Origin of the sequence: Teichococcus coralli (assembly GCF_009829925.1) — a bacterium.
GTDB lineage: Bacteria > Pseudomonadota > Alphaproteobacteria > Acetobacterales > Acetobacteraceae > Pseudoroseomonas > Pseudoroseomonas coralli.
Window position 1 is genome coordinate 1 of sequence record NZ_SNVJ01000045.1, and the last position, 10581, is coordinate 10581.

Annotated in this window: 7 protein-coding genes and 2 pseudogenes; 4 read left to right on the forward strand and 5 right to left on the reverse strand. The window is 68.7% G+C overall.

The window, feature by feature from the left end; all coding sequences use genetic code 11:
- The 3 genes from tnpC (E0493_RS22550) to tnpA form a co-directional block, all read right to left on the reverse strand.
- Positions 1-1084 (reverse strand): IS66 family transposase (gene tnpC / locus E0493_RS22550; protein ID WP_160939520.1); only part of this gene is annotated, 1084 nt, incomplete at its 3' end.
- Between the two features lie 58 nt (positions 1085-1142).
- On the reverse strand, positions 1143-1484 hold the full coding sequence (gene tnpB / locus E0493_RS22555; RefSeq protein WP_160939521.1) for an IS66 family insertion sequence element accessory protein TnpB: 342 nt from the start codon (positions 1482-1484) through the stop codon (positions 1143-1145).
- Complete coding sequence (gene tnpA / locus E0493_RS22560; RefSeq protein WP_235913993.1) at positions 1484-1951, reverse strand: IS66-like element accessory protein TnpA; 468 nt, start codon at positions 1949-1951, stop codon at positions 1484-1486. Before tnpA ends, tnpB begins: the two co-directional genes overlap by 1 nt.
- Before the next feature lie 60 nt (positions 1952-2011).
- On the opposite strand from tnpA, the pseudogene tnpC (E0493_RS22565) reads away from it, so the two are divergent.
- Positions 2012-3136: pseudogene (gene tnpC, locus E0493_RS22565) on the forward strand (IS66 family transposase); the annotation flags it as partial.
- Between the two features lie 32 nt (positions 3137-3168).
- Positions 3169-3405: pseudogene (locus E0493_RS22570) on the forward strand (DDE-type integrase/transposase/recombinase); the annotation flags it as partial.
- Positions 3406-3536: 131 nt separating this feature from the next.
- Here the strand turns inward: E0493_RS22570 and E0493_RS22575 are convergent.
- The gene (locus E0493_RS22575) at positions 3537-6770 is read right to left on the reverse strand and encodes a hypothetical protein (protein WP_160939523.1); all 3234 of its coding nucleotides are present in this window, start codon (positions 6768-6770) and stop codon (positions 3537-3539) included.
- Between the two features lie 69 nt (positions 6771-6839).
- Positions 6840-7235: a hypothetical protein gene (locus E0493_RS22580; protein ID WP_160939524.1), complete on the reverse strand. Its 396-nt coding sequence runs from the start codon at positions 7233-7235 to the stop codon at positions 6840-6842.
- A gap of 252 nt (positions 7236-7487) precedes the next feature.
- On the opposite strand from E0493_RS22580, the gene E0493_RS22585 reads away from it, so the two are divergent.
- Positions 7488-9287 carry a hypothetical protein gene (locus E0493_RS22585; RefSeq protein WP_160939525.1) on the forward strand — a complete coding sequence of 600 codons (1800 nt, stop codon included), beginning with the start codon at positions 7488-7490 and terminating at the stop codon, positions 9285-9287.
- A gap of 2 nt (positions 9288-9289) precedes the next feature.
- Positions 9290-10489: a hypothetical protein gene (locus tag E0493_RS22590; protein WP_160939526.1), complete on the forward strand. Its 1200-nt coding sequence runs from the start codon at positions 9290-9292 to the stop codon at positions 10487-10489.
- Positions 10490-10581: the final 92 nt, after the last annotated feature.

Here is a 10581-nt window from a genome sequence, read left to right on the forward strand (position 1 = left end):
GCCGGACCACAAAAGATGCAACAGAACCGCGTCGCGCGTGTGCCCAGCACGCAACCTGGGTGATGCGCGCCGGCACCATGCCGTCCGGCCGGTACAGCGCCTCATAGCCGCTATAGGCATCTGCCTGCAGATAGCCGCGGAACCCGGCCAGATGATCGCGCGGCCGTTCACCACGACGATCGGGGGAGTACCGGTAGAACGCCGCCGGTGGCCCCTGGCCGGCATAGGGGCGCGGATCGATCGCGTAGACCCAGAACCGGGCCTGCCGGGTCTTGCCGGTTCCGGGAGCCAGGACGCGGGTGGTGGTATCGTCGGTCCAGAGCACCGGCTGGGCCATGACATGGGTGCCAATCCGTGCCGCGATGGGCGCCAGCCACCAGGCCACATGGCCCATCCAGTCGGCCAGCACCGCCCGCTCGATCTCGACCCCCTCGCGCGCCAGGATGGCGGCCTGGCGGTAGAGCGGCAGGCCATCACAGTACTTCGACACCGCGACATGGGCGAGCAGCCCGGGCCCTGGCCGGCCGCGCTCGATCGGCAGGTCAGGCGCTGGCGCCTGGAACACGCCCTCGCAGATCCGGCAGGCGTAGCGGGGCCGCACATGGCGGATCACCTGCAGCCGTGCCGGCACCTTCTCCAGCACCTCGGTGACATCCTCGCCCAGGCGGGCCAGCGCCTTACGCGGACAGCAGCCGCAGACAGTGGCCGGCTCATGCACGATTTCCTGGCGCGGCAGGTGCGCGGGCAAGGGCTTGCGCACCGCTGGCTGGCGCCGCCGCACGGCCCGATCCTGTCGTGCCTCATGAGCGGCGGCCTGCTCCGCCTGACTCTCCTCCAGGTCCTCGAGCCGCAGTTCCAGCTGCGCGATGTCGGCCGCCAGCCGCTCGGAGGACTGGCCGTATTGTTGGCGCCGCAGCGCCGCGAGTTGCACCCGCAGGTGCTCGATCTCCAGCGCGGAGGTGACCAGTTGGGCATCCCGCTCGGCCAGGGCCGCAGCCTGTTCGGCGATGACCCCGTCGCGCTCCGCCAGCAGCTGGCGGAGCGCTGCGATCTCATCCTCTGGCTGGGCAAAGGTGATTTCCACGCCGGAGATTCTAGGCAAGGTGGCCGGACCAGCGCCACCAGAACCAACCGGATCCGGTTCAGACCGCTGCCTCCGGCCGTGCTGTCCAGGCCGGCATGCGCCAATCAATGCCTTCGAGCAGCATGGAAAGCTGTGCCGCAGTCAGCGTCACCGCGCCCTGGCTGGCCTGGGGCCAGACGAACTTTCCACGTTCCAGGCGCTTGGCGTAGAGCACCAGCCCCTGGCCGTCCCACAGCAGCGCCTTGATCAGGTCGCCGCGCTTGCCGCGGAACACGAACAGCGCACCGCCATAGGGATCCTGCTGCAGCACCGTCTGCACCAGTGCCGCCAGCCCATCGAAGCCCTTGCGCATGTCGGTGACGCCGCAGGCCAGGTACACCCGGACGCCGGACGGCAGCATCAGCGCGGAGCCAGCAGAGCCAACACGCCGCGCAGCAACTCCAGGTCGGCACCGCGGCCAAGCCGGACCAGGGCACCACCGGGCAGGACGATCTCGATGCCACCCTCGGCCGCCGCAGGGGCCGGCGAGGACATGCGAGCCGCTGTCGGGCCAGGCAGTTGCAACGGCTCCGCAGGCGCCATCTCAACCGGCACAAAGCCGGAGACGGCCGTCGCCAGCAGCTCCTTGCGCCAGGTGAACAGCAGGCCGGTGCTGACGCCATGGCGCTCGGCCACAACCTTGGCCACCGCGCCCGGTGCGAGGGTCTCCCGGACGATGCGCAGCTTGTCCTCGCTGCTCCAGCGCCGTCGGCGCTCAGCCCTGACCGTCAGCACCTCCACCCGCTCAGCACCGCCGCGCCGCGAACTCTTACGAGGCTCGTAAGAGCTGCCGGTCGCCGCGCCAGCCAGTTCACTCTCGTCCATCATGCCGGGCAGTCTCGCCCAGCAACGTCAGCCAGAACATGTGGGGATCAGCTGACGCTTACGGTCATCCAGACGGTGCGGGAGAAGTTCTCCTGCCGCCGGTGCGAGGTGATCACCCAGCCGCCCGCGCCGTTCCACCCGATCACCCGCGGCCGGGCCGGACCGCACCTGCTCGCCATGATCCTGGAAGCCAAGTTCGGCCAGCACCTGCCGCTGAACCGGCAGAGCGAGAGCTATGCCCGCGAGGGGGTGGAACTGAGCGTCTCCACCCTGGCCGACTGGGTCGGCACCGCGGCGGCGGTGCTCTCGCCGCTGCACGCCCTCATCCAGGCGCATGTGCTGGCGGCGGAGCGCCTGCACGGGGACGACACCACCGTGCCGCTGCTCACCCGCGGCAAGACGGTCACCGCCCGCCTCTGGACCTATGTGCGGGACGACCAGCCCTTTGCCGGACCCGCACCTCCGGCCGCGGTATTCTACTTCTCGCGCGACCGCACCGCCGAGCATCCCAGACGGCACCTGGCCGCCTACGCCGGGATCCTGCAGGCCGATGCCTATGCCGGGTTCGGCGACCTCTACCGGCTTGGCCGCACGCCCGAGCCGATCACGGAGGCGGCGTGCTGGGCGCATTTCCGGCGCAAGGTGTTCGAACTGGCCGAGGTCGCCCGCGCGCCGCTGGCCGCCGAGGCCGTGCGGCGCCTTGATCGGGTGTTCGAGGCCGAGCGGGCGGTGAACGGGTGCCCGGCGGCCGATCGCCTGCAGCACCGGCAGAGCGTGGTGGCCCCGCTTGTTGCCGGCCTGCAGGTCTGGATGCTGGAGACCAGGGGCAGGCTGTCGCGCCACAACGACCTGGCCAAGGCGCTGGACTATGCGCTCAAGCGCTGGGAGGCGTTCACCCGGTTCCTCGACGACGGCCGGATCTGCCTGACCAACAACGCCGCCGAGCGCGCGCTCCGCGGCGTGGCCCTCGGCCGAAAGGCTTGGCTGTTCGCGGGCAGTGATCGCGGCGGCGAGCGGGCCGCGATGGTCTACACGCTCATCACCACCGCCAAGCTGAACAACGTCGACCCGCGCGCTTGGCTCGCCGACGTGCTCGCCCGCATCGCTGACCACCCTGCCGCCAGGCTCGACGAGCTCCTGCCGTGGAACTGGCACTGCACTCAGGCGCCTGCGACCGCCGCCGCCTGACCGTCAACCGCGGCCATCACCGGATGGGTACGGACGGACGCAAGCTGCGGATGCTGAACGTGGTGGACGAGTTCAGCCGCGAATGTCTAGCGATCCGGGTGGCGCGCAAGCTGAACTCCCTCGACGTCATCGACGTGCTGGCAGACTTGTTCATCATGCGTGGGATCCCCGGGCACATCCGCTCAGACAACGGACCGGAGTTCGTGGCCACCGCGGTGAAGGGCTGGATCACCGGGGCGGGTGCCGGGACGGCCTACATCGAGCCGGGCCGCCATCCCATGACCCCCAGAGGATGGTGGCTGCGGCAGTAGCCCAGCTTGTGGTGCGCGAAGACGGTGCCGCTGGAAACGGGGAACCAGCGGCGCCAAAGATCTCCAAAGCGTAGTCTATGCCGGGGCCATCATGAGCGGCGCAGGTTCCTCAGGTCGTTGAGGGTCCCTCGATAGAATACCTCGACCCGGTTTTCCTCCACGGTCCTCGGTACGAACACGGCGGCAGGGGCAGATTCCGGCCTGCCCCTCAGCGCCGCCCAGCCGCTCCAGCTCCGGTCGAATACCTTGACCCCAAAGCCGCCGTCAGAAAGGCGGGCGAAGACTTCCAGCCTTCCCGGTGCCGGGGATGCGACCCCCGGCGCGGAGGATATGGCCCCCTCGAACTCCTCGCCGAACCACCGGTTCCCGTCCCACCAGGCGTGCCCGAGGCCCCCACGTGCCCCGCGCCCGAAGATGTCGATGCGGCGCGGCCCCCAGGAGACGGCGGAGAGGCCATCGCCCCCCTGGTCGGCGGCGAAGCGGAACCCCGGGGGATGGAGCGTCGGCTCGTGCCACCCCGTCCAGCCGCCCGTCCTGACGATTTGCATGAGCCGCCCTTCCCCGTCGGTCGAAAAGACGTCCAGGCGGCCCGCCTCGAAGGAGCAGGCGGTCGGGCGAGACGCCACGCCCCGCTCGGTCGCCACCGTCTCCCACCCTTCCCGAGGTGTCCAGGTGTCGCCCTCGAGTGTCTTGCGGAGCAGTCGGCCTTCGGCGTTCAGGCCGAAGAGATCGATCGCACCATTACCGCCTGAATAGGCGGCCGGGGACGATGCAAGACCGGCCGTCCCCGGCACGGTGCCCCAAAAGGCGATTTCCCTCAGGGGGATGCGTACCCGCGTGTAGTGGGCAACCGCGCCCACGGCGTCCAGCGCGAAGGCGTCCACCCGGCCAGGTGAGGCGCTGGCGACGGAGGGCGCCGAGCGTAACTCGCCTCCGAGCGCAAGGCTCACGTCGCCGCCAAAGGCTCGGGTGATCTCGACGCGGCAGGTGAAGGCGCCGCTGCCACCGCCCGGCGTGTCGTCGTTCGTCCGGAACTCCAGTGTGCCCGGCGCACCCCTCGGATGGTCGTAGATGAATCCGACTGCGTCAGGGAGCGGGCGCCACCCTGGGCCGCCGGGGAACATGCCGTCCGGGAGGAGACGGTAGAGCAGGCAGTAGGGATGGCCGCCCGGGAACGGGAACTTTGGGTTGCTGTCCAGCATGTCCCAGCCCCGCGGCGGGGTGTCATAAGTGAGAATGACACCGGACCTGATCGCTCCGCCTGGCTCGAGCCTGACCCGGTCCCCCGGCGCAAGAAGGGTCGCCAGGGCCACGCGGGAGACGGATTCCGAGATCCGGACCTCGTGGACCTCGGCCGGACCGGATATCACGGCGGGCGGGCGGGGCTCGGGAGACCCGGCCCTGCGGTGGCGGGGCTCGATGTTTCGCACCGGGAAGGGGTCGAAGTGTCTGTCGAGGGGTTCGTCCAGGCCCTTTAGCACCTCCGTCGGACCTCGCGCCAAGACCTCCGCCGGGATCACCGGCCGTGCGGGATCCGGGGCGCCGTCCGGCCAACGGGGCAGAACGCCTTCCGGGACGAGCTCTCGTGCCGAGGCATAGCGGGCCAGGGAAAGGCAGGCGATATATTCGAGGGAGCCCAACGGCCACTGGCTGTCGTTGGGCGGCCACCAGCGGACAAGACCCTCCTTTGGCTTTTCGACTTTGTCCGGCCCCTCACCCTCGACATGGATGCCGATCTGGATCCTGCCTCCGTCCCCTCCGTCGTAGTTCCGGTCGGCGGAGGCTCCGGATCCGGGCGCGGCGGAGATGTGCGAATAGGCGTCGTCAAGCCATTCGCGCAGCTCCTCCGCCGAGGCCCTGTCGCCCAGCGCGGCGCCAACCGCGCGCGCGAAGCCCGTGTTCCCAAACCAGCCGCGCTGCCGCTTCGAGGCGGAGTTCCGAAGATGGTCCAGAAACGCGTTACGTACGGTCCGGTCACGGTCGCCGATGCAGGACAGACCCAGGAAGGGCGCGAAGTTGAACCCATAACTCCCGATGCTGTTGAGGAGGTTGCGCAGGCCCTCCCGCACAGGCGCGGCGACCAGCAGCCCGGGCACGCCACCCTCTGCGAGTAGGATGGTGAACATCACGCCCAGCGCCTCGGCCATGTCGTTCGGCCCGTGCATCCACAAGCCGAAGCGCCGCTGGGGATCGCCCACCTGCGACATCAGGCATGCGAGCGGGACCTCGACGCGGGCCTCGGCGTTCATAACGTCGTGGCCGTAGGAGGTGAGCAAGGCGCCGAGTACGCGCATCAGATCAGCGTTGCTCTGATCAAGCACGGCCCTGGCGCTCATCGACATCGGGGCGAGTGGCGCCAGGATGTCGGTGGTCAGGCCCAGCAAGGCGAGGCGGTCCATAGTCTCCTGCATGCCGGGCCAGGCTCCTGCCCGCTTCATTGCGCCGACGAAGTCGGCCCTGGCGGTGCGGCGGTCGCCCGTGAGCCTCTGGAACACCCTGCCGAAGGGGAACTCCAGGGCGGGCAGGATCCCGGTCGCCCCACGGGCTGTGAGGCCGCCCTCGGGGCGCACCAGGAGGTAGCCGCACCCGGCCAGGTAATCCCCGAGCCGGGAGGCTTGACCCCTGACGACGCGCGCTAGGACCACGTCGCCGGAGAGGTCCGCCATGACGGCGTAGGTGGCGACGAGGCCGACCACCTCGTCCATGGAAGGTTCGTGGCGGCGAAAGCGTTCAATGCTCTGCCAGCGGTTATCCGGCCCCCCGTCGTGCGGGTCGTTCCCCGAGCCAAGGTTCGGGGTGAGCCCCATGCTCGGAGATGGGCGCCAGAGTTCGTATTCCGGGTGGTGGAAGGGCGTGCAGTAGAGGTGGTGCCCCCGGTGGTCCAGCACGAAGTCCTTGCAGCGGACAAGCTCGTCCGGACCTCCCGCAGGGCGGGCGCGGGTGGCCCAGCGGTCCGTCCCGCGCTCGTCCCAACGGATCGGGTAGCCGTGGAATACGGGGTCGGAATGGTCCTTGAACTTGAAGAGGTCCTCCAGCGTCTCGGCGTAGAGCCGGAGTATGGGGAGCGCCCCGCTCCCGTGCCCGACGGCGCATTCCCCCGCGAGCGCCGCGACGAGCAGGCATCCGTTGAGGCCGGGGTTGTCGTTGTGGTTCTCATCGATGCTCCAGCGGTCGACCTCCTGCTCTGGTGCGGGGTACTTTAGGATGTGGTCCAACGCCAATTGGTTGGTGCGAAACAGCCGCCCGTAGGCGAAGAACCGGGTCAGGATCTCGGCCCGGAGGTTCACGTAGAGCGCGTGGTGGTCGGCGTCAGAAACCGGCATGGTGCCGCTCCTCCTGGCTGGACGCGGCCGTGGGCGAGCTGGGGTGCCGCGCGGTCCCCGCAGTCGGAACTATGCGGGCGCGCCCCTCATGACCTGGAGCCAGCCGCACACGATTAGGGCGCAGATCACCGCGAGGACGATCCGTCCCACCATGGAGAAGACACCTCGCCAGGCACTCTTTCCTCCCGTTCCGCTGCGCTCGCGCATGCGCAGGCCGAAGACCCAGATGTCCACCCCCATGGCCAGGGTGAAGATCACGAGTCCGGCGGCGAGTTGGCCTAGCGTGAGGCCACCGAGGAAGCGGGAGGCCTGGGGGTCCGCGAAGAGCTTCGCCACCGTTAGCGCCCCGCCGTTAACGGCGAACAGCAGCGAGTAGCGGCGGTGCTTGCCGTCCTCGTAGAACTTGAAGGTCTCGGCAAAGGCCCGGCCGGCGTCGCCGCCCCGGAGGTCAGGCACATCCGACATCGGCAGCCTCAATACCTGCTCCCCCGCTTTGTCACACCGCGTGCGGCGGCGGGGCACTGGGATTCGCCCGCGCGCCAAGTCACGTCGGGAGCGGATGCTTCGCAGTCATGAAGGTCGTACCTGCTTGGCGACATCGGGCGTCCGAAGAAAAAGAAGACTAGATCAGATCAAGCGCCGCACAGAGTAGGTGCTTGCATAACATTACGATAGCGCAATCAAAAGTTACTGACCCGGGTCCAGGGCAGGTGCTCAATGCGGTCTTTGAAGAAGGCGCGTACCATGGGAACAAAAGACCCCTATGGCGGCTGGTTGCCGGTAGACAGGACCGCAAAAGAAATCGCCCGCGACAAGGCGGAACGAGAGGAGGCCTTACCGCCTGCCCCGGCGAAGCAGCCCAAGCCAGAGGTCACCCCCTCCCCGGGTGCTGCGGTCGATGATTTTGTGGATGAGTTCTACGTGGAGAAGATTGCCAGGGAGAAGCTGCCCAAGGCGGAGGACTACGCCGAGTACGCGCGGCTCGCTGGCGAGGGCGTCATCCGCGGCATCGCCGCCAGGGTCATCGAGCGCGCGGGCTACGACCTCGGAGCCTTCGCCCGGAAAGTCGAGGCCGCCGACGCGGCCCTGGCCAAAGCAGAGATCGCGCTCAACACCAAGCAGGCGCCTCCTGCTGCCCCTGGCGACGGACAGGTGTGGCCGGGCCTGCCGGGCGTAACGCCAGACCCGGTGTGCACGTCGCAGTTCGACGTGAAGGACCTGGCCCTCACTGGCCGCAAGGCGGTCACCGTGCGGCGCTACGAGCAGCCAGTGATCTTCCCGGACGTGCTGATCGCGGCCAGCGGCGCGTGGCGGTTCGGTCAGCGGATGGAATTCTCGCAGGAGTGGCGGCACGCGGGCTTCACCCTCGGCGACCTTTCGACCAGCCTCTCGCTGCTGCCCGGCGAGGAGCTGACGGTCGAGGTGAGCTCCTGGCAACGCAACAAGACGGAGATCGCCAGCGAATCCGAGCAAACCGTCAAGCGGTCCCTCGAGAACGAGCAGAGGTCGTCCGACGAACGCGCCTGCACGAACGCCGCTGCAAGCGCTTTCGGCTACTCGGTCACGGCTACCGGCTCCGTGACCTACCCCGTTGCCTCGGCCAGCGTGTCAGCATCTGTTAGCGGCAGCAGCAGCGAGCAGATGGAGCACTCGTCCCGTGCCATCAAGGAGTCAACGACCAAGGCCGTCTGTGAAGTGTCGTCGCGGCGGGCGATCAAGTGCACGCAGACGAGCGAGTTTGGCAGCGAGAGCACGACGACCCGGCGGATCAGGAATCCGAGCGCCTGCCACACCGTGACCTTTAATTTCTTCCAGGTGGTTAAGCTCTATGACGTTCAACTTCGGCTGAGCGGGAACAATCCGCTCCTGGTGCTCCCGGGCATTTTCCCGCGGTTCTACGGCCCCCTCGAGGTGCGCCGGGGCGAGACCGGGCGCCCGACCGAGGTCGATATCCCGTTCCACCTCATCGAGGACTGGGCGTCGCCTGCCGTCTTCCTGACCGCCTATTTCGACGTCGATCGAATGTTCAGCCGATTGATGAACGGCATCGCGCTCCGCGCGCGGTTCGAGCATTCCGATCCTCCCGAGGCCGCCGCGAGGCGCTTGGCTGAGGGCCTTGTCGTGGCGTGCAAGTTCCTGCTCCGCCAAGATCCGGAGCAGCAGGTGGCCCCCCTCGCCGCCTTGCTGAAGAACTACCTCGAGAACATCCTCGCGCAGCGCGAGAGGTCGGCCGCCACCTACGGCCCGGGCAAAGGCCGCCCCGAGGAGCTCAACACGCCGGGGATCTACGTGGACGCGCTGCGCGGACGGTGCAGCGCCTGCGACGACCAGTCGCACTCCTCCGCCTACGTCGACGTCCTCGCGCGCCACGAGGAGATGCTCCGCCAGAGGGCCGAGAACGCCCTCACCGGGGCCGAGCTGAAGCGGCGCGAGGCGCTGCTCGAGAAGGGGGATCTCGCGCCCTTCGAGCCGCCCCCCGTCCTCGTGGGCGGCGCGCAGCCCGCGCCAGGGGGCTGACGATGGCACAGCCCGCAGCGGCGAACCAGGCGACCTCGGGATGGCCTGATCCCCACGGGGCCCTCGTCGAGAGGCTCTGCTTCCTGATCCGTCAGTCCGCCATTATCCATGAGGCGAGGGTCGACGCCTTCCTCGACGGGATTGAGCTCGCCGCCGAGCAGGTCCAGGAAGTTCGGATCAGCATGCTGGAGCAGCCCAAGGAGGTGACGGGCTGGGACATACTCGGCGCCGCCATGGTGGAGTTCGTCATGGAGTCTAACCTGCCGGGCAAGCTCCTGAAGGCCGCCGCTAAAGGGATCTTCTCCGCCTCCCTACGCCGCGCCGCCCTCTACGCGGCCCTGCCGAGAGGGCCGGAGGCACGCGAGCTGGTCGAGGAGGCCCGCAGGGTAGCCGAGCGGCTCGGGAGGATGAACGCGGGCCGCTTCGCCTCGCCCTGGCGCCCCGCGGGCTCCGTTCAGGGTGCGATCAGGGGCAACCAGGCCGCGGCGCGCGTGACCGCGCTAGAGGGCGCCCTCGTGACGGCCAAGGGGAAGTCCTCGGAAGACCAGAGGGATATCTACCACGGCATCGTGGAGAGCCTCGCCCGCGAGGCCGAGCAGAACTACGCGGCCGTCGGCAAGGCCTTGAGGAAAGCCTTGGGCAGGGCGCGGGTGCCGTCCCGTGCCCTGCTCGGGGACACGGCCGGGGTTTCCGTCAGGACCGCCGCGCGCGACTACGCGATGCGCACCCGCCTCGCCCTGCGCACGGTCCACGCACGGGTGGAAAGCGAGGTGCGGGCCAACTGGATCTCGCCGGACGGGGTCGGTCTGATCGCCGATGCGTTCAGCGTAGGCGACCTCAAGCTGGACGAGGGCAACTCCGGGGTCGAGGCCAGCCTGGCGGATGTCCGCAACGGCTTCCTCATCCTGTTCGAGGCGGTGATCTGGGCGCGCCTTTACGGCTTCGACCCGATCGCGAAGACGCCCCTGAGGGTGTCCAACCAGGGACTCTACAAAGGGGTCGAGAAGAAGATATCCGAATACTGGTTCAAGCGTTTTGGGCCGACTGTCGAAGCGTGGAAGAAGGAACGGGGGGCGACGGTGGTTCCCTTCGCCACGGACGCGCCCGCCAACCAGGCCACCTACCTCCAACAGTACTTCTGGGCGGTCGTCGGGTCGCTCCCCAAACTGGGGCCGGGCCAGATGACGGCGAAGGCGATCTGAGGCCGCCCGTTCCGCCTGCTCCCCGCGGTCGGGTTTTCCGGACGTTGTGGAAGACAGGGAAGCCGGTTCTGTTGCATCTTTTGTGGTCCGGC